At 43.2% G+C, this 19,449-nt stretch carries 14 protein-coding genes; 7 read left to right on the top strand and 7 right to left on the bottom strand.

From position 1 onward, the window contains the following. Nucleotides 1-338 precede the first annotated feature (338 nt). A complete protein-coding gene (locus KUL49_RS06630) occupies nt 339-2,849 on the top strand; it encodes a TonB-dependent receptor (RefSeq protein ID WP_131136772.1) in 2,511 nt (836 codons plus the stop codon). Between the two features lie 73 nt (nt 2,850-2,922). Here the strand turns inward: KUL49_RS06630 and KUL49_RS06625 are convergent, their stop codons facing one another. After that, entirely contained in the window at nt 2,923-3,630 is a 708-nt protein-coding gene (locus tag KUL49_RS06625) for a hypothetical protein (protein ID WP_242633764.1), read from the bottom strand. Between the two features lie 152 nt (nt 3,631-3,782). Then, entirely contained in the window at nt 3,783-6,032 is a 2,250-nt protein-coding gene (locus tag KUL49_RS06620) for an acyl-CoA dehydrogenase (RefSeq protein WP_131136767.1), read from the bottom strand. A gap of 409 nt (nt 6,033-6,441) precedes the next feature. Between KUL49_RS06620 and KUL49_RS06615 the strand changes: the two genes are divergently transcribed. From KUL49_RS06615 to KUL49_RS06600, 4 genes are all read left to right on the top strand, one after another. Beyond that, a complete protein-coding gene (locus tag KUL49_RS06615; protein ID WP_131136765.1) occupies nt 6,442-6,996 on the top strand; it encodes an outer membrane protein in 555 nt (184 codons plus the stop codon). A gap of 105 nt (nt 6,997-7,101) precedes the next feature. Continuing rightward, a complete protein-coding gene (locus KUL49_RS06610) occupies nt 7,102-7,359 on the top strand; it encodes a DUF3081 domain-containing protein (protein ID WP_014950255.1) in 258 nt (85 codons plus the stop codon). 185 nt (nt 7,360-7,544) lie between these two features. Next, the gene (gene lpxL, locus KUL49_RS06605) at nt 7,545-8,480 is read left to right on the top strand and encodes an LpxL/LpxP family Kdo(2)-lipid IV(A) lauroyl/palmitoleoyl acyltransferase (protein ID WP_131136763.1); all 936 of its coding nucleotides are present in this window, start codon (nt 7,545-7,547) and stop codon (nt 8,478-8,480) included. A 153-nt stretch (nt 8,481-8,633) separates the two neighbouring features. Then, nucleotides 8,634-9,251, top strand: coding sequence for a TcpQ domain-containing protein (locus tag KUL49_RS06600; RefSeq protein WP_131136761.1), 618 nt, complete (start codon nt 8,634-8,636; stop codon nt 9,249-9,251). A 10-nt stretch (nt 9,252-9,261) separates the two neighbouring features. Here the strand turns inward: KUL49_RS06600 and glnE are convergent, their stop codons facing one another. Continuing rightward, nucleotides 9,262-12,195, bottom strand: coding sequence for a bifunctional [glutamate--ammonia ligase]-adenylyl-L-tyrosine phosphorylase/[glutamate--ammonia-ligase] adenylyltransferase (glnE, locus tag KUL49_RS06595; protein ID WP_131136759.1), 2,934 nt, complete (start codon nt 12,193-12,195; stop codon nt 9,262-9,264). 314 nt (nt 12,196-12,509) lie between these two features. Between glnE and KUL49_RS06590 the strand changes: the two genes are divergently transcribed. Further along, nucleotides 12,510-13,415 carry a DUF350 domain-containing protein gene (locus KUL49_RS06590; RefSeq protein ID WP_131136758.1) on the top strand — a complete coding sequence of 302 codons (906 nt, stop codon included), beginning with the start codon at nt 12,510-12,512 and terminating at the stop codon, nt 13,413-13,415. A gap of 45 nt (nt 13,416-13,460) precedes the next feature. Here KUL49_RS06590 and KUL49_RS06585 read toward each other — a convergent pair whose 3' ends face one another. After that, nucleotides 13,461-13,808, bottom strand: coding sequence for a GIY-YIG nuclease family protein (locus KUL49_RS06585; protein ID WP_014977101.1), 348 nt, complete (start codon nt 13,806-13,808; stop codon nt 13,461-13,463). Nucleotides 13,809-14,047: 239 nt separating this feature from the next. Between KUL49_RS06585 and KUL49_RS06580 the strand changes: the two genes are divergently transcribed. Next, the gene (locus KUL49_RS06580; RefSeq protein WP_131136757.1) at nt 14,048-15,112 is read left to right on the top strand and encodes an XrtA/PEP-CTERM system-associated ATPase; all 1,065 of its coding nucleotides are present in this window, start codon (nt 14,048-14,050) and stop codon (nt 15,110-15,112) included. 154 nt (nt 15,113-15,266) lie between these two features. Here KUL49_RS06580 and KUL49_RS06575 read toward each other — a convergent pair whose 3' ends face one another. The 3 genes from KUL49_RS06575 to KUL49_RS06565 are packed head-to-tail and all read right to left on the bottom strand — an operon-like array spanning nt 15,267 to nt 19,430. Further along, nucleotides 15,267-16,943, bottom strand: coding sequence for a TIGR03016 family PEP-CTERM system-associated outer membrane protein (locus tag KUL49_RS06575; RefSeq protein WP_131136755.1), 1,677 nt, complete (start codon nt 16,941-16,943; stop codon nt 15,267-15,269). Then, on the bottom strand, nt 16,912-17,862 hold the full coding sequence (locus tag KUL49_RS06570; protein WP_131136753.1) for an XrtA-associated tyrosine autokinase: 951 nt from the start codon (nt 17,860-17,862) through the stop codon (nt 16,912-16,914). Before KUL49_RS06570 ends, KUL49_RS06575 begins: the two co-directional genes overlap by 32 nt. Further along, on the bottom strand, nt 17,862-19,430 hold the full coding sequence (locus KUL49_RS06565; RefSeq protein WP_131136751.1) for an XrtA system polysaccharide chain length determinant: 1,569 nt from the start codon (nt 19,428-19,430) through the stop codon (nt 17,862-17,864). The genes KUL49_RS06570 and KUL49_RS06565 overlap by 1 nt, the downstream gene beginning before the upstream one ends. Nucleotides 19,431-19,449 lie beyond the last annotated feature (19 nt).

The raw sequence follows: 19,449 nt of genomic DNA, 5'->3' as shown, positions 1-19,449 counted from the left end.
GACTGGGTCATTTTAAAATTCGACTAAAGCAACCCGCTTATAGTCTGTCTATGCTTTTCGCAGTTCGTTTTAAATACTGGAAAGTGCAGCTCTCTTAATTGATATTATTCTCACTTCTTATCTGTGGTGCAAAGCATTGAATATAGCTAAAACTTTAGTATATAAAAGTTAAATAAAGCGCAGTGCAAGATTAAAAAATCTTCACAGGATGTTTACAATGTTGTTTCTTTGTTATAAATTCTTAATCGATTAAGTTTAAACTGTGTTGCCGCCACCCTACGTTAAAGGGACAGAGGCTACCTTGGATTTAACAAATTCAACACATTGCCGGAGAAAAAATGAACAAAAATCACACGCTCAACGCTTTGACCCTATCGATTTGCGCCGCTTTTTCAGGAGCGGTTATCGCACAGGAATCAGCAACAGCTAATGCTGACGCAAAGCCGAAAGGAAAATTTGAACAGATTGTGGTTACCGCTGCACCGAGTGGTGCAACGATGCAAGAAGCAAGTGTTTCTGTAAGTGCATTCGATGAAGACGATATTCTTAAACTAGCTCCTCGTTCTACCGCTGAGGTATTTCGAGCGTTACCCGGTATTCGTGCCGAGTCTTCAGGCGGAGGCGGTAACGCAAATATTACTATTCGCGGTATTCCACTTGCGACGGGTGGTTCTAAATTCTTGCAAATCCATGAAGACGGTTTACCTGTTTTAGAATATGGTGATATTAACTTTGGCAATGCCGATAACTTTTTACGCTACGACTGGTCAGTAGCGAATGTGGAAGCAGTACGCGGTGGTTCAGCGTCAACATTCGCAAGTAACTCGCCAGGCGGTGTTATTAACTTGATCAGTAACACGGGCGAAGTAGGTGGCGGTGCCATTGGAACGTCATTTGGCGTCGATTACGAAGAGTTTCGTTTAGATTTTCGCTATGGCGGTGAAATTAGCGACGACCTTTACTACCACATCGCTGGCTTTGCCCGTGGTGGAGAGGGCCCGCGAGAAACGGGATACAATGGCGACCAAGGCGGTCAGGTTAAGTTCAATATCACTAAGATGCTAGATAACGGTCACATCCGTTTCTTCTATAAAAACCTTGATGACAAAGTATCAACATATCTTCCTTCTCCGGTATTGGTGAAAGGCGATGGTGAATATGGCCCGGTACCTGGTTACGATGCCAGCTCACAGGCATTAAACTCAGCTTACAACACAAACATTTCTACTTTTGACAGCTATGGTAACCCAGAGAATCGCGACGTCCGCGATGGCATCGAATCAAAAGTAAACTCATTTGGCGTTGAAGTTGACCTCGAAGTGGCCGAAAACTTGTTCTTATTAAACAAGTTCCGTATTTCAGATATCTCAGGTGGTTTTATTGCTCCATTTACTGATGGATTTCCAGCGGGCCCTGGCGATGTATCGAATTTCGCTTCTGCACTTTGTGCCGGCGCTACTGACGGTGACGGAAATGCGCTGAATTGCGACAGCACAAGTGTTGTGCTCGCGAACGGACCTGGCGCTGGTGAAGTGTACACAGGACAAGTATTTACAAACCTTCAGTTCGACACTCGAATCAACGATTTGGGTAACATGATCAACGATTTCAGCTTGCGTAAAGAATTTGATAACGGTATCGACCTCACAGTAGGTTATTACTACTCAAACCAGGATATCGCCACAAGCTGGTCAAGCTGGCAGACATTTATTCAAACTCTAGACGGTGACAATTCACAGCTTCTAACAATTACAGATGGCGATGGCGTGGAACTTGTTTCAAACGGTTTATTGTCACCAAGCTTCCTTTCGTGGGAGTGGGACTTAAATTATGTAACAAAAGCGCCGTACATGAACGTTGGTTTTGAATTGTCAGATAACATTCTTATTGATGCATCGGTACGTCATGACACGACCGAAGCTTCAGGTGAACTCATCAGCTCATGCTGCGGCGGAAATGCTGACTTCGACCTAAACGGTAACGGAACTATTGAGCAAATTGAAGATGCTTCAGCAATCAACAGCGGCTTCATTAGCGGTGGTGTTATCAACTTAAATCGCGCCGGTGCGTCTTCTCAAATTGTTGATTACAGTGCGAATAATACGTCTTATTCAATCGGTGGCTCGTACCTGCTAAGCGCCAGTCAGACATTCTTTGCCCGTTACTCAAAAGGTGGCCGTGCTATTGCCGATCGTTTACTGCAGATTGGCGGTACATTGAATACAGACGGCAGCTTAACAAGCACAACATCGGGTTACGATACAACGAAGCAATTCGAGGTAGGTTACAAATACGGTACGAAAGACCTCATGGTTAACGCAACCTTGTTTGATACTGTTACTGAAGATACGCAAGCAGAGGTAACCAGCGGATTAACCTTTATGCGCGAATATGAAGCAACAGGTTTAGAGCTTGAAGGCCGCTGGACAGCAACTGATAATTTCGTGCTATCCGGTAACTTAACGTGGACAGACGCTGAAATCAGTAAAGACGTAAACAATCCTGCACTTGAAGGAAATACTCCACGCCGCCAAGCAGATTGGATTTGGACTATTACCCCTGAGTACGTTACAGATACATGGTCTGTTGGTGCTTCACTACAAGGCTCGACAGAGTACTATGTTCAGGACAATAACGACCTTAAACAAGAGGGTTATAACCTTGTAAACTTGTTTGCCACTTATTGGGTGAACGACCAATTTTCTGTGTCGCTTAATGTGAATAACGCCACTGATGAATTTATCATCACTGAGTCAGAAGAAGGTTCAGCAGAGGTTGGTAGTTACATCAGAGCACGTCCATTGAACGGCCGTACTACAGTGCTGTCGCTTAAATATATGTTCGACTAACGAGCAAATATCTGGTGCGAAGGTACTAGTTATTGTTCAACTAACGCCCGCAATTGATGCGGGCGTTTTTTATTTATTCACTCTCCGCGGCTTTGAGTAGCTGAAGCTGCTTGGCGATTGCTGCAGAAAGTTGGTCAATTAAATGGCTATGTTTCTTATGAATAACGTGTACCAATTCGTGTTCCACTAGAGGTATATACTCAATTCCAGATTGTTCGAAAATGGCTTCTTCAGAATAGTCACTCGGTAAAATAGCGTAGTCAAATCGCCCGTTGAGCAGTAAATTTATGACGTGGTGAAAGTCATCAAATTCAAAGATGTTGGCATTTAACTCGCCAGGTTTGGCGTGTATATTGAAGAAAAATCGGGTAGTAACGGCTATTGCCTTATCTGGTTGTTGAATTATGCTTTTATTGCACTCAGCTCCTCGTATACACAATAGAAATGATGCGCCATGAGACAGTGCTGGAGGAACAATTACAATGTTATTGTCAGGCTGAGACACTACGTCATAGCGAATAATATCTGCATCTGTCATTCCTTCATTCAACAGCCGTAAGCCTCTTTCCCCACCCACTTTTTCGAATGTAACCTCAATGCCGATATCTTGGTACGCACGTGCTATTAGGGGTTTATAGAAGCTACTTACTCGAGGATGAGTTAGTTCTCCAATGACGAAGTTAGTATCATCGTGCTGGGCACTGGCGTTTGAATTGAATAGCAGCGACGAGATAAAGAGAATAAAAAATGTTGAAACGGTTTGAATGCCAATAAAGCGCATCGTTTTCACTTTACAAATCCTTGTTTAAGAAAACCACGATAAGCTAAGGGTAGAGTACGAACGAAACAATAGAAAGGTAATTTAACGGGCAAATAAAAAGCCCCATCTCAAGGATGGGGCTTTGTTAATCAAGTTACTGCAATTATGACAGTTTACGCAGCGTTTTGACCGCCATCAATCGCTTTAAGCGTTTGAGACGCTGGAACAAGTTCCATATCGAACGTGTATTCGTCTACACGAACTGCTAGCTTGCGCTTTTCGTTGTAGTCGTGAAGCTTAGCGGCTTCATCAGCCGTTACTACGCCTTTTTCTTGAAGCTTGTTAAGTGCATGTTCAAAAGAAATGAACGGCACTACAGGCTCTTTGCGAAGTGCTTTTTGCACTTTGCCAAGAAGGTGCGCTACCGCGTGCTTCGCTTTAAACGCTTGCTCGTTAATGTCATTGCCGTCTCCCGGCGTAACGCGAACAAGGTGAGTAAGCTGCTCTTTCACGCTGTTGTCTTGCATAGACGCAATAGAAAGCTCACGCACTAGGTCATCGCTGATACCCGCAACACTGTTGGTGTAGGTGTTGGTAAGAAGACGCATTAAGCCACGTGTCGCCGTGTTCGGGAAATTGTTGATAAAGTTAACAATTGCCTGATCCGCTTGTTGTAAAGACCACTGCATCGCGTATTCGAAATACGGTAGCGCAAGTTTTCTGTCTTCAATGCGCTGCTCGTAGAAACGAATTGCCGCCATTGCACCGTATAGGTAGCTCATTACGTCACCTAGACGTGCTGATAAAAGCTCAGCTTTCTTAAGGTCACCGCCTAGTACCGCAAGTGACAAGTCAGCAAGTGGTGCTAGTTTTGCAGAGATGCTGTTAACACGCTTCTCGTACTTGCGAACTTCTGGTAGTGCAGACTCGCTCTCGCGTAGGAAAGGAAGGTATCCTTTACCTAGGCTGCGGAATGCATTTTTAACGCTGAAGCCAACTGTTTTACGAAGCACTTTGTTGAACTCTGCATCCGCAGAATTTTCGTTGCTGTGGATTAGGTCAACCATGTCTTTAAGGTAAGGGTGACAACGCATTGCACCTTGACCAAAAATCATCAGGTTACGGGTAAGAATGTTTGCACCTTCTACCGTAATCGCGATAGGAAGCGCAGCATAGCCGCCCGCTAACGTATTCTGAGGACCGCGTTGAATCGCTTTACCTGCTTGGATGTCCATAGCAGAGTTCATCACATCACGACCTAGTTCAGTCATGTGGTACTTAGCAATAGCGGTAACTACTGATGGCTTAACACCTAGACCTAGACCTTCAGTTGTTAACACACGCATCGCTTCAAGTAAGAACGTCTTACCCGCGATGTCTGCCATTTTCTCTTGAATACCTTCAAAGCGACCAATTGGAAGACCAAACTGCTCACGTACGAATGAATACTCAACCGTGCCTTTAAATGCTGATTGTGCAGTTGCTACGCCCATTGCTGGAAGTGAAATACCACGACCTGCACCTAGACAGCTAACTAGCATCTGCCAACCACGACCAATGTTCTTTTGACCACCAATGATGAAGTCCATAGGAATGAACACATCTTGACCACGAGTAGTACCGTTGTAGAAGCGTACACCCATTGGGTCGTGACGGTTACCAAGTTCAACACCTGGGTGAGACTTAGGTAGAAGGGCACAGGTAATGCCAAGCTCTAGTTTGTCGCCAAGTAGTTGGTCTGGATCGAATACTTTAAACGCAAGACCTAGTACGGTCGCAATTGGTGCAAGTGTAATGTAGCGCTTGTCCCAGCTTACGCGTAAACCAAGCACTTCTTCACCGTTGAATTCGCCTTTAGTCACGATCGCCGCGTCAGGAATAGCACCTGCGTCAGAACCTGCTTCAGGGCTGGTAAGCGCGAAGCACGGAATATCGCGACCGTCTGCTAGACGAGGTAGCCAGTAATCTTGCTGCTCGGTCGTACCGTAGTGCATAAGAAGCTCGCCTGGACCTAATGAGTTAGGAACCATTACGGTTACTGCAATTGCACCGCTTTTCGCTGCGATAGTGGCAACGATTGTAGAGTTTGCATACGGGCTGAACTCAAGACCACCAAATTTCTTTGGAATGATCATAGAGAAGAAGCGGTTCTTACCTAGGAAGTCTAAAACGTCCTGAGGAATGTGCTTGCCGTTGCCTAGTTCAAAATCATCGATCATGTTCAGCAACTCGGTTACTGGACCGTCCATGAATGCTTGTTCTTCTGCGCTCAGTTTTGCCTGAGGGATATCGCGTAGCGCCTGCATGTCAGGCTTACCCTGATAAATAGAAGATTCAATCCACACGTCGCCTGCATCTAAGGCTTCTTGCTCTGTGATTGAAATTGGGGGTAATACTTTCTTTAAGCTAGTTCTGATACTCATAATAACTCATCCGCTCATCTGACCAGTTGTTTAAGTTAATACTACACCTAATTTAAAAAAGATCAAATTTTGTAAAAATTATCAAATAATCATGTGGTTATATAAACTATCTGCGTCTTTTTTATACGAAAGTGTGATGCAAGGGATTAACATTGCTGATATTTAATGGTCAAAAAACGCTCTGGTTGTTGTGTCACCTTGATGTAGAACCACTATACCGGCGTTAACACGCCGCGATTACGAACATTTTACCTCTCGCTGTGTGGGAAATTATCTATGTGGACTGGTATAAAACCGCTTTTTCGTGCAGCTATCAGTTAACTGTATTCATCTAAACTCTGTTTGTTCGTTTTAATCAGAGGCATTGTCTTTTATAGTGAGCGCTCTTTAACATGGAGAAGTAATTAAAATGCGCCGTCTTTCATCATTTTTCGCTAAGTTCCTTATTGGAAGTTCAGCTATAACAAGCTTGGGTTTTTCTGGACTAGCATCAGCCAACGGATACGCAGTGGCAAACATTGGCTTTGGCAACATAGATACTGAAATAGATAATGAGTCTGATATTAGCTATTCAGCTGCTTTAGGCTATCAATTTCACCGTCAGTGGTATGTAGAAGGTGGCTATATCTCTTTTATTGATACAGATAACGACGAACAATCAATCTCATCTAAAGGCCCTTATTTGGCGTTACTAGGTAAAGCGAGTAGCCAGAAAGGTGAGCTGTATTATAAATTAGGCGTGGCAAGCGTTGACATCGAGCACGCGTCGATAGATAGCAATACCTGTGGCCCAGAAGCCGCTGTGTGTGGATACGATGACACAATTATCGCAGGATTAGCTGGGCTAGGCTTTGATTACTACTTAGGCTTACAGTCGATGGTACGCGTGGAATACACCTACTTTGGTGGCAAAGATGATTTTTCTGCGCATATTGTAAATTTAGGTTTTCGCTACAACTTTTAGGTTGTAGTTATTAACTCGCATAGTCGTTTTAAATATAGGCCCTAGATAAATCCAAAAATCGTTTGATTGTGTAAAAATAGATAAATTCTCAACAATGGATTTACAATGAAAAACGAATTAGACAGCAAGTTCTTACTTCAGGTTTTCGACAAGATCCGCCAGCATGGCGCGAAAGAAGATGAACAGTATAAGCTTAATGGGATCACTGCGTTTACAGATCACGATGGCTATACGCTTTACATTGAAGACGTTAATGTGAAGTTGCAGTTCGGCTTTCACAATCAATACCATTTTGACTATGACTCAAAAGAACAATATGAATCGTTTGAGAAAAAGTTGAAGCAAATCGATAAAGAATATTAGTGACCTGATTTCAGTTTGTATTGATAACAAGCAATATGTTTCTTAAGCAGAGAAAGCAAGTATGGGCTCTCCCTGCTTAAGCGCTTCTATTTATCGCAAGGGTACTGTGGGCTGTCTGTCTCAATTAGCCCCACCAAAAACCTTCTGCTACAATGCCGCCCACTTCGGTTCAAAGGATACAGACATTGGCGGCGGCAATTAAAGCTCCTAAATTTAAACTAGCATTTTTAGGCCCTAAGTTTTGGCCTGTATGGTTAGGTGTTTTCGTTCTTTATACGATTACATGGTTGCCTTTACCCGTGATACGCGCTATCGGTGGCGGTACCGGTAAACTTATCGCATTGATTGTTCCTAAACGGGCAAAAGTCGCAAAGCGTAACTTGACGCTCTGGAACCCTACACTTTCCGCCAGTGAAGTAGAGGCGCTTTACAGAGAAAATGTGCGGCGTACGGGCATGGCACTATTTGAAACTGCTATGGGATGGTGGTGGCCTAGCTGGCGCGTAAAACGAGCCATTGAGATTGAAGGCACTGAGCATGTTGAAGCGGCCCTTGCAAATGGCAAAGGTGTCTTTGGTATGGCACTTCACAATATGAATCTGGAATTTGCCTGTAGAGGTATTGGCTTCTTCCGTCCAAGCATCGCGTTTTATCGCAAACACAACAACCCTCTCGTTGATTACCTTCAGTATCATGGGCGAAACCGCTCGAACAAATACATGATTGATAAGCGCAACGCAAAAGCCTTACTTGCTGCACTTGACGATAAAGAACTTTGTTTGTATTTGCCCGACCAGGATTATGGTCCAAAACAAAGTATCTTTGTGCCATTTGGTGGGGTGAAAGATACTGCGACAACTACAGCAACGCTTATGTTTATTCGACGTAGTCACTCTGAGCCAATGATCATCACGTCGCAATACACCAAACGCGGTTACAAAATTAAAATCTATCCACCGCTTTCTCAGTTAGGCGATATGGAAGACGCTGAAGCACTAACATTACTGAATCAACATGTAGACGCTGCGGTTAAAGAACAGCCAGAAAGCTATTTGTGGATGCACAAGCGATTTAAAACCAGACCGGAAAGTAACCCTGAATCGCTGTATAAATCACTATAGCTGTGTATGAATAAACACCTAGCGATGAAAATTAGATAAATAGAATAATAGGCTTTCCGTTCAAAGGTAGACTAAAATAGAAGAATTATGCTTAAGTTCATACACATAGCATAAGCTGATTTTCGATTAAAAGTGGCTACACATTGGTAAGGTATGGGACAGACAAGTTATTCAAGTTCATCGTTTTGGGCAAAGCAAATTGGCATAGCAGCAGTGCTTGTGATCATTGCTGGCGTACTCATTTACATGCTTCAAACACAGGACCAAGAGCCTGTTCCGCAAGGGCAAGCGGAAGAAAAGTCTGTATCACGTGGGTTAAGTGAGTTCTATCGAGACTTCCGTATGTCTGCTACTGACCCAGCAGAAGATGAGCAGGGAGATTTTGTTCTGGATATTGCGGGCGTTGATCCTAATTTAGACAACAAGCTTGCACAAATGTCTAGCCAAACACGTCCGGTTGCAAAGAATTGGACCGGCGAACACAAATACCGCACGTTCCAAGAAGGGAACACACTGCGCGAAGCTATTTCGCAATACGCTCAAGCTGAAGGCATGCAGGTGATATGGAACCTGGAGCAAGACTTTGTTATTAAGCACCAGTTTCAATTGGACAACACGGTTGCAGGATCGCTTGCTAAAATTGCCAGTGCCATAGACAGTAGTTTTGAAGGGCAAGTAAAAGCATATTTATGTGCAGAGCAACGCTCGCTGGTGGTGACTGCCCAAGAAACAGAATTTCTCACCACCAACTGTCGTTTGGTTAGAGGTTAAGCTTCACCGCCTAGCCGCTACACGTGCCAAATAGTGTATTCCAGTGAATGGTTACTTGCTCTCGTATGGCATCTAGTTCTTCGCTCTGATCTGCGTACTTGGTATCTGCTAACGTTAAATGGTGGTATTGCTCTCGCAGCTTTAAATACGCCTTTTGCAGTTTATGCGCAGTGGTGACATCAATAATGTTGCTCTTGGCTGCGGCGTCAAAAATGCGAAGATTGTCAGGATATTCTGTCATGGCAGCCTGTGACTTTGCATTAGCGAGTACAAGATATTGAGCCATGAACTCAATATCGGTAATACCGCCTACACACTGCTTTAAGTCTACCTTGTCGTTGTCCTTTGAAAGCAAGTGCTCCCGCATTTTTAAACGCATTTTGCACACATCGTCAGCCAACGTTTTAGCGTTTCTAGAGCGAGTTAGTATGGAATTTCTTACCTGCGTGAAGTCATTCAAAAGGCGTGGGTCTCCGCAAATGGCTCTTGCACGAACCAGCGCTTGATGTTCCCAAGTCCATGCTTCTTCCGTCTGGTATTTTTCGAAACCATCGATATGGCAACATAACAATCCCGCATTGCCAGAAGGGCGTAGACGCAAGTCGGTTTCGTATAATTGTCCAAACAACGTTTTCGTATTGAGAAGATGCATGATGCGCTGCGCCAACTTAATGTAAAACTGTTGTGCTTCAATAGACTTCTTACCGTCTGTACTTATGCCGCGAGGGGCATTGTGCAAAAACACTAAATCTAAGTCTGAGCCGTAACCTAATTCATACCCGCCTAGTTTTCCATAGCCGATCACGGCAAATCCTTTGTCAGTTCCCTCTAGGTGTGCTGGAACGCCATAGCGCTGTTGCATTTGCATCCAGGCAGCATCTACTACGTTCTCCAATATCACTTCAGCTAGCACCGTAAGCTTATCGCTCACGTTGTTTATAGGTAGTGATTCACTGATGTCGCTGGCGGCTATGCGAAGCTGTTGGCAAAGTTTGAACTGCCTCCATCCATCCATAAGCATTTCAACATCGTCTTGTTCAATACGAAGCATGATTTCACGCAGTTCCAACTGATATTCCTTTTTGCTGGTATGGATATCGGTATTTTGCTGACCTAGGTATAACGGCGTGAGTAGTTCGTCTAATAGTAATGGAAAGCGCTTAATTTCTTGAGCTATCCAGTCGCTTCGTTCACATAGCCTTACTAACTGTTTTAATACATCCGGATTTTCAAGTAGTAAGTCAAGGTAAGTGGTTCGGCCAGTAATCGCTTCTATAACACCAAGTAAACGGTCGAGTACTTGTGGGATGTAGTTTGGATGTTGGTTGATGAGCACATACAAAATTTCGGGAAGCAATTTATTTAACGTGTCTTCACCTTTTTGGCCTATGCGATAATTGCGTTGCTTATCCTTGAAGGCGACAAGAATAGAATATATGCCTTTAATATCGCTGGCAGACAGGTATTCGCCAAAGGTTTCAGTAAACTCATCCTCTTGCAATGCAAGACGCCACGCATCTTGGCAGGCAGTGAAAAGCTGGTCTTCTTCTGAGTGCGTGTCATGAGACTCTTCTACTAACTCGTTGAAATGGGCATGAATACGCGCCATTACAGTATCTAAATGCACTAAAAATTCACTGTAAGAATCAAAACCCATGACTTCAATAAGCGCAGCTTGTAGCCAAGGTAACTCAGGAAGAGTCTGGGTCTGGCGATCTTGTGCTTGTTGAAGCGTGTGTTCTACTTTTCTTAGGAATAGATAGTCACTTTTTAGCTGTTGCGTTACATCGCGTTCGACTATATCGAGTTCAGTTAATGCGTCTAACGTGTGAAGTAACGACTTACTTTGTAATGCTGGCTCTCGTCCTCCGTGAATCAACTGAAAACTTTGGGCAAAAAACTCCACTTCACGAATGCCACCTGCGCCGAGTTTTATATTGTTACTCAGTCTGCGTCTGCGTATTTCTGTGGCGATCAGCTTTTTCATGTTACGAAGGGCATCTAATGTGGTGAAGTCTAAGTAACGACGGAAGGTAAACGGGTGCAAAATACTCTTTAACCATTTCACATCTTGCGAATTATCATCGTTAATCACCCGCGCTTTTACCATGGCAAAGCGCTCCCAGTGTCGACCTTGGTCTTGATAATAATCTTCAAGTGCCGCGAAATGCATCACAAGGGGGCCAGAATCGCCGAAGGGGCGTAAACGCATGTCAACGCGGTAGACTTGACCGTCATTAGTCACTTTGTTCAATGCTTGAATAAGTTTTTGCGCAAGTTTGGTAAAAAACTGCTGATGCTCTACGCTTTTTCGACCACCTTGGGTTTCGCCTTTTTCCGGGTACGTAAAAATTAAATCGATATCAGAAGAAAAGTTGAGTTCCTTTCCTCCTAATTTCCCCATACCCAAGATATACATGTGCATGTCTTGGTTCTGGCTTTGCGGTTTTCCATAGCGCGCAGCTAAATGTTGATAAAGCCAGTGGTACGCACCGTTAATAAGTACATCAGCTAATGCTGAAACCTGCATAAGTGATATTTCGATGGGTTGCTTGTTCAAAACGTCGAGGAAAGTAATCCGCGCCATCTCTTTATTTCTAAATTCCCTCAACACTTGCAGTAAGTCATCTTCGCTAGCAACGGTGTGCAATTCATTGTCTAGGTTTGCGAGATAGTCAGATGACATGGTATTGCCAAGAGATTGAAGCGTTTCACTTTTCTCAAGGGGTTGATAATGCTCAACGATGCGAGAAACAAATGAAGGGTTTTGAATCAATGTTTCAGCCAAGAAAGAGGAACGCGTGAAGGAGAGCATTAGTGTTTCACAATGAGCCTCAATTACGGCTTTGTCACTTTCGCTAATTGCTGGCGCTGTTAACAACTGCTGCCAAAATTTTTCGGCAAGTTCTACGTTTGTCATGCTATTTTCGTTGTCTGTTGGCATAATGCTCGCGTCTTATGAGATATCACTCGTGTTTTACGGTTGAATACTCACAATTGCCATTGCAAGTACTCAAAACAAGGTCTGCTAAGTGCGCTAACGTGCAGCTCTGCATTCAATGTGGTTAAGTGCCTGCTAACCCAGGGTGTGATCTACAGGTCATTTAGCCCAAACTAAAATAAATCTGAACAAGTTCGATGTCATCGTTGTACAAGTTTGTATTAGATGAACGCTATTCAATTAGCCATCACTGATTTTTCGAAACTACATCAAAAACTAATCAGAAGAACTTTGTGTGTTCAAGGAGCAAAGATAACGTGGAAGCCTTAGTAAAACTAGTACCTCTAACGCAAGAACTGCTGATATATCTCGCTATGGATGTCGCAATTGCGTTAGTACTGCTAATGATTATGAAGTGGCTGACAGGCGCATTTAGGAAATACTCGGTAACAGAAGAACTAGGTGTTAAAGATAACTTCGCATTTGGGATAAGCATTGCGGGAGGCATGCTGTCGTTGTGCATAGTATTGAGCTCGGTTGTTGGCCGTCATATTGGCGTGGGTTATAAAGAAGCGGCGATTGGAATGGTAACTTTCGGCATTGTGGGCATTATATTGGTGAAGTTCGGGCGCTTCGCTCACGATAAACTAGTACTTAATAAAGTTGATACTCACGCGATGATTGCCGAAAGGAGTGTGAGCGTGGCGCTGGTTGATGCGGCTAGTTTGGTGGCAAGCGCAATTGTTTTACGCAATATTATGGTGTGGGTTGATGGCAGCGACATAAACGCAATCATTGCTATTGTGACCGGCTTTACCGTAGTTCTGACCATGTTGCTTGTTATGACGCGCATTTTAGAGTTTAGATATGCAAGAGATAATCAAAACGACTCATTTCAAGGGGCGCTAGAGAAGGGGCAGTTAGCACTCGCTATCGAGCACACTGGTAATTTACTTGGAACTGCTATGATTGTGTCGGCTGCGAAGAATTTACTCATTTATAACCCATCAGGCTACGTGAGCAATATAACAGGTTGGCTGATTGTTAGTGTTGGCTTAGCAATCGCACTACATATTTTGGTACTAGCGAGCAAAAAAATTATTTTATTTGGCATGAATTTCCGGCAGGAAGTCGACCAACAGCATAACGTTGGTGTAGCTGCACTTGGGTTTACACTTAGCATAGGAAACGCCATGATCATTAACGGTGTTTTAGGCGGGTAGGGGAATACTCTTTTCTGGATAACGAACCTAACGCAACCCAATGTCTTAATCTTCAAATTGGGTTTTCATACACATTAGCTCATTGAGTTGCCCTTTACGAATAATCCCGTTTTTTTGAGGGCGGCTCATTCTCTTTACCTCATATTCAAGCTTTGAGGCATGTGACTTGTCAGTCATTTCGAATATGGCTTTAAAGGTCAGTGGTGCCTTACCTTTTAAGGCCTTGGCGCCCCCTTTTAACTCTCCTCGGTGTTGCGCTATGCGGCGCTTGGGGTTAGTGGTAATTCCTGTGTAGAGTTGGCCAAGCTTATTTTCAACTAAGTAGAGATACCACGTAGCTTTTGTACTTCCCTGGTGGGTATTGCCTGCGTTGGCTGGTATACTTTGTGCCAATGTAATTCAATGTACAGAAATTTCTCGTAGCTTTATATTAGCAGAATTAACTAGTGCTTGTTGACCTTTGCTGTACAACATAGATCAACCAGCCCTTAGGACTCGGCGTGAATATATTACTTCGATAATCGCGCGATGTTGGTTACCATAATATACGAGAATAAGCGCGCTGTTTCGAATTCACGTGTTCGCACTCATGTTTTCGAACGCACATTTTTAATGGAAAAACGGTAAATTGCATGTACGAAAGTTATTATGGACTTAACTCGAAACCGTTTCAGTTAACCCCAGATCCAGAATTTTTCTTCGCAAGTAAATGGCACAAACGCGCCATGTCTTATCTACAGTATGGACTTTCTCAAGCTGAAGGGTTCATTGTTATTACCGGCGGAATTGGAACCGGGAAAACTACCGTAGCAAACAGCTTGCTTGAAGAAATTGAAGACGACATTGCGGCAGCTCAAATAGTTACGCCAAAGCTGTCGCCAGACGAACTGGTAAAAATGGTTGCGTCTAAATTTGATATCCCCACGGAAGGTCGCTCAAAAGCCGATATTTTAAAAGCGCTTGAAATTTTCTTATACGATCTAAACAAAGCAGGTCGCCGCGCCTTACTATTGGTTGATGAAGCGCAAAACCTTCCGTTAGAGACCATTGAAGAACTAAGAATGCTGAGTAACTTTCAGCTGAACGGCAAACCGTTGATTCAAAGCTTTTTGCTGGGGCAAGAAGAACTGCAGCCTATTCTACGCGCACCGAATATGGAGCAATTTAGGCAACGTATTGTGGCGTCTTGCCATCTCGCTCCGCTTTCATTGGAAGAGTGCAAAGAATACATTGAGTACCGATTGCACCACGCGGGATGGAACGGGTCTGCACTGTTTAATGACGAAGCGTTAGAACGCATTCACATGTTCTCTCGCGGTATTCCTCGTAAAATTAATACCCTAATGGACAGGGTAATGCTTTATGGCTTTTTAGAAGAACTAGAGAACTTTGACGCGGATGCGGTAAACGAAGTAATTGAAGAAGTAAAAGCAGAGATGTTCGAGCCTGATAAAACGGGCGCGGAAGTGACGGAGCATATGGGCTTTGCTGACCACCCTGAAAGCCAAACTATCATGACACCTAAAGGCAATGTTATTCGCGACACCAAATACTACTTAGATATGTTAGCTGAATTGGTTGATGCTTTAGATGACGCCATTTCACAAAAAGTGAAAATGACGCAATACGTCGATAAACTTATGAAAAAGAAGTTCAAAACGTATGTCCGACTTAAGAGTGATGATAAGAAAGAGTGATGATAATAAAGAGTCATACTTTCTTTGTAGCCACCATCATTTGATAAACAAAAAAAGCGCCATTTTACTAACGTAAAATCGGGCGCTTTTTTGGAGTTTAGGTTACTAGTACTGCCTACAAACTGCAGCCAGTATATTGAAAAAATTCAGTGAATTAGTCATAGGTGTAGGTAATAGAGGCGCTTAAGCGTCTGTCAGTATAGTTGTTACCAAACTGAGATATGCCTGTATTCAAATCTCCCTCTTGCTTAAGGTACCTAGCATCAATACTTGCTTTTAAACGGCGACCGAACTCTCTTTCTAAACCTATGGATGCATTCCAGTTGTCGCTTTCGCCTCTAAATACGTCTTCTGAACCCTGACCCGTGATATTGGCGTAGTTAATACTGCTAGTTATGTTGGTATAGCTACCAATTTTATAGGCTACGTTTGTACCGAATGAGTAGGTGCGTCTTAGTCTATCTTCGTCTAAGTAATCATCTTCGGCATATCTCCAAGAAAAAGCGAGGGTAATTCTAGAAAAGTCATAACCTGCTTGAAAATTTGCACTTTTTCGCAGAATGATGTTGTCGTCAAACTCTAGATTTTGAGAAGTAAGCTGCACCAATTGCTCTCCCGCGGAGGGTGTATAACTTAAGCTATTGGGCTGAAAACAGTCAGCAATGGATGTCGATGAAGCTGGGCAAATAAATACGCCTAAGTTCTCTGGATCAGCTAACAAGCGAGAAGTGTTTGTAACGTCTTCCGAATAGCTGAACGAGGTTCGTAAGTATTTGGAATTGTAGCTAATATTCGCTGATGCCGATTCACCATAAAAACGACGCCCGTATGTAGCCGCAATGCGAGTACGGGTACTCAAAGCCCATTGCATATCAACACCTACGAATGTTTCACCGTCGTCATCCTCTATATCGGAATCACTTTTATTTGCCGTAATTGAGATATAACGATTTTCAGCTTGTCGATAGGTCAAGCCCGCGCCATATGAATTAAACTCTCTGACTAAACTACCCGTGTCATTTCTGTCAGAGATCTGGTTGGCTTCGTGCCTTGAAGTTAAACGAATGGCCCAGTTGCCATAAATTCGAGTGTCTATATAACCATTAGCGGTTCTCGACTCAAAGTCGCCTGCACTTGCTTGACCTCTCTCAGTATTCTGATAAGTACCTGTAACTGACCAGATGAAATACTTGGCTTCATCGCCGTTGAGTAAAGTACCTGAGAGTTGATAACTGTCATTGTCAAGCGCATTGTTGTTAGTCAATGAGCGCTCCGATGCTGTATCTGAGTATGAGGCTGTGCCTTGTCCTCTTACCCAGTCACCTTGATCTAAAGTGAGCGTAGAAGATAGTCGATTCGAGCGAGTTTTTGCCAAACTGTCGGAGTTTGCAATAAAGTCACTTATCAAAAAGTTTGCTGAATTAGTGTTTTGGTAATTCAAAGCCCCAGCCGCTTGAAAGGACAGTAGATTTTCAAAAGGTACCCATTGCGCTGAATAGCTGTACTCTGCGTAATCTTGGCGCTGGCTCGCATCGTCGTTATCGCGCTCAAGATGGGTGTAGGTACCAGACCACAACCCTTGAAATGTTCTTGTTTGATAAGTTGCGTTTACTTTTGGCGCCACAGTCACTGTTGTTAGTGAACGGTTGCCATTTTCCTCAGTATCGACACTTTGATAGATTGTTTCAGCTGTGGCAATAGCATTAACGTTAAGCTTTGCAAAAGCCGGTAGACTGGTTGCAACGGCTGCGGCAACAAGTGTCAGCTTTATTATTCTACTTTTAGGCATTGTATCGCGCCTATTCGCTGCGCTCTGAGTAATAATACCCATAATATCCGCTTCCATCGGTGTCGTTATGTACAGACTTGTTCACTACAAATCCTATGGCCATTTCTGGGTTCAATCGCTCCACAGACATTTTAATATCGCCTATTTTTGCTTTGCCCTCTTCAACGACAACAACCGCTTGTCCTGCAAAATTAGCGAGAATAGCACTCTCGTTTATACCAATGAGAGGAGGCGTATCAAAAATAACTATTCGATCTGGGTATCTGTTAGCAAATTCATTCACAGTGTCATGCATTTTTTGACTTGCTAGCAATTCGGTAGATAAATGGTGCGACTTTCCTGCAGGAATAATTTTCAGCTTATCGATGTTGGTTGGGTACAGCACATCTGAAATATCGTCAACGTCCCCGGTCAAGTATTCCATCAGCCCTTTACGACGCTCTAACCCTAAAGTATTTAATACGTTAGGCTTAAGTACATCAGCATCCACTAGCAGTACGGTTTTATCCTGCTCTGATGCGATACTCATTGCCAGGTTGGTTGCAGTGAATGTCTTCCCTTCAGAAGGGCGACTACTGGTAACCATAATAATGTTCGGGTTGTGAAGGGTTTTCGCTAATGAACCAAAAGCATTTGCTAAAAGCTTACGCTTTATTTCTCGGTACTCTTCATTAATTTGTTTTCTCTCACCGTTAAGCGAAATATGCCCATTCTTATCGAGGCGGGCAAAATCAATAACAAATTCGTCGAGTGGAGATTTCTTATTGATAAATTCCTTTTCATCAGCAACAATTTTTTCAGCAGGAAGCTCCGCGGGTGCAGGTTTGTCAATTGATACCTTCGACTCTTCAGGCACGTTTGAATGATTAGCGTCTTCAAGCTTTTCTGTAGACGAATTATTTTGACTTGCTGCTTTCGCTTCTTTTTGTTTTTGAAGTGCTTTCTCAATTGTATTTTTCATTAAAGAAGCCCTCCAAATAAATCTATATTCATAATTTCAGCCGCAACTAATGCGCCATACATTGCCAAAATAGTGCCGCTCGAGAATAAAAACACGATAAGTCGAGTTCTGTTAGTTTTGTTAATTTGCTCAATGTTTAAATGGGTAACTGTGCCCCAAATTGGATAATCTGACACATTGAGCAACTGCTTAGGTCGTATTAAGATTGGATTAAGTTGGCTAATTAGAAATGCGATAGCAATTCCAGAGCCAAATCCTATTACGAGCACCGCGGTATAAAAAATAAGGCGATTAGGGCCTGATGGGCGTTTAGGCAATAACGGAGGCTCTATTATTCTAAATTGAAGGTCTTCTGCTGATACATCAGCTCTTCGAGATAAATCAGCTGATTCACGGCGAGAAAGCAATTCTTCGTATTTCTGTTTGGTCACACCGTATTCACGGTTCAAAGAAGAGGACTCTGCTTCAATTTGAGGAATTAAGTCTACCTTGCTTTCTAGTTCAGCAATCTTCCGCAATAAATCTGATTCTTTAACTTGAAACGAAGCTATTTGACTTTCTAAACGGCTTGCTTCTAGTTTAATTTCTCGGTTAAGTTCTGACAGTGGTTGACTGTTATCGCCCTCGTCAGCGTTAAGAAACGCCTCTATCTCTTTGTCCCTATAACCTTCTAAACTTTCTAGCAGTGCCTTAGTTTCAACTACATCGGGATGCAAATCCGTGAAGCGCAGCGTAAGTCTGTCGAGTTCTTCCTCTAGAGCACGTATCCGTTCATCATAGCGAGTACGAAGCACCGGTTCGTCTTGGTTGGTTACGCCGAAGCTGTCGTTGCGTTTTACACCGCTAATTTGTTTCTTGAGCGTTTCTGCCTGCTGTTGTGTTTGTTTTATTTGCAGGCGAGTCGCTTCAAGCTCGTTGTTCAGGCTCTGTAGGCTTGAATAGTAGGAGCCGGCGAGTGGCAATATATCATTGTATTGGCGTTTAAAATTAGCTAAGCGCTGCTCAGCTTCAGAAAGGCGTGACTCATATTCGGCAATTTGTTCGTCTAAAAAGCGACCTGCAGTGTCGGTATCTTTTCGATTGTTACCTAAAGAACCCTCAACGAATAAATCTAAGGTTTCTTGAACCACCCTCTGAGCTACGGTGGGCTCTTTATTGGAAAACGAAATGTTATAAATGTTATCTCGTCCAGTCGAAGATAGCGCTATTTCTTTCGAAAGTGATGTTACAAGAGATTCAAATTCATCTTCTGTATTCGTTGTGATATCAAGGTCGCTCTCTCTGGCTATTTTCTCTACATTACTTCTGCTAAGTAAGGTTTTAGCCATCATCTGTATCTCTTGATCAGGATTCGTCTGTATCGCTAGCCCGCGAAGTAACGGCTGTAATACCGAGCGAGTGTCCACGAATACCTGCGCTTTCGAAGAATAAACATCGGGAAGACTGGCAACATATAAAAAGCCAATTGGGCATATGAGCCAAGAAAAAATAATTACGTAACGCTTTTTAATCCAAACTCCTTTCACATAGTCAAGAATTTGGGTTAGCGTTTGCTGTAAGTCCTGCATTTTATTATTTGTTCCGTTT

This window comes from Alteromonas sp. KUL17, assembly GCF_006538305.1.
GTDB classification, from domain to species: Bacteria; Pseudomonadota; Gammaproteobacteria; order Enterobacterales; family Alteromonadaceae; genus Alteromonas; species Alteromonas macleodii.
This window is presented reverse-complemented; position numbering and strand designations above follow the sequence as displayed.

Excerpts from the sequence above, each read along its gene's own strand:
- KUL49_RS06630 (WP_131136772.1), top strand. The coding sequence starts at position 339 with ATGAACAAAAATCACACGCTCAACGCTTTGACCCTATCGATTTGCGCC.
- KUL49_RS06625 (WP_242633764.1), bottom strand. The coding sequence starts at position 3,630 with ATGCGCTTTATTGGCATTCAAACCGTTTCAACATTTTTTATTCTCTTT.
- KUL49_RS06620 (WP_131136767.1), bottom strand. The coding sequence starts at position 6,032 with ATGAGTATCAGAACTAGCTTAAAGAAAGTATTACCCCCAATTTCAATC.
- KUL49_RS06615 (WP_131136765.1), top strand. The coding sequence starts at position 6,442 with ATGCGCCGTCTTTCATCATTTTTCGCTAAGTTCCTTATTGGAAGTTCA.
- KUL49_RS06610 (WP_014950255.1), top strand. The coding sequence starts at position 7,102 with ATGAAAAACGAATTAGACAGCAAGTTCTTACTTCAGGTTTTCGACAAG.
- KUL49_RS06600 (WP_131136761.1), top strand. The coding sequence starts at position 8,634 with ATGGGACAGACAAGTTATTCAAGTTCATCGTTTTGGGCAAAGCAAATT.
- glnE (WP_131136759.1), bottom strand. The coding sequence starts at position 12,195 with ATGCCAACAGACAACGAAAATAGCATGACAAACGTAGAACTTGCCGAA.
- KUL49_RS06580 (WP_131136757.1), top strand. The coding sequence starts at position 14,048 with ATGTACGAAAGTTATTATGGACTTAACTCGAAACCGTTTCAGTTAACC.
- KUL49_RS06575 (WP_131136755.1), bottom strand. The coding sequence starts at position 16,943 with ATGGGTATTATTACTCAGAGCGCAGCGAATAGGCGCGATACAATGCCT.
- KUL49_RS06570 (WP_131136753.1), bottom strand. The coding sequence starts at position 17,862 with ATGAAAAATACAATTGAGAAAGCACTTCAAAAACAAAAAGAAGCGAAA.
- KUL49_RS06565 (WP_131136751.1), bottom strand. The coding sequence starts at position 19,430 with ATGCAGGACTTACAGCAAACGCTAACCCAAATTCTTGACTATGTGAAA.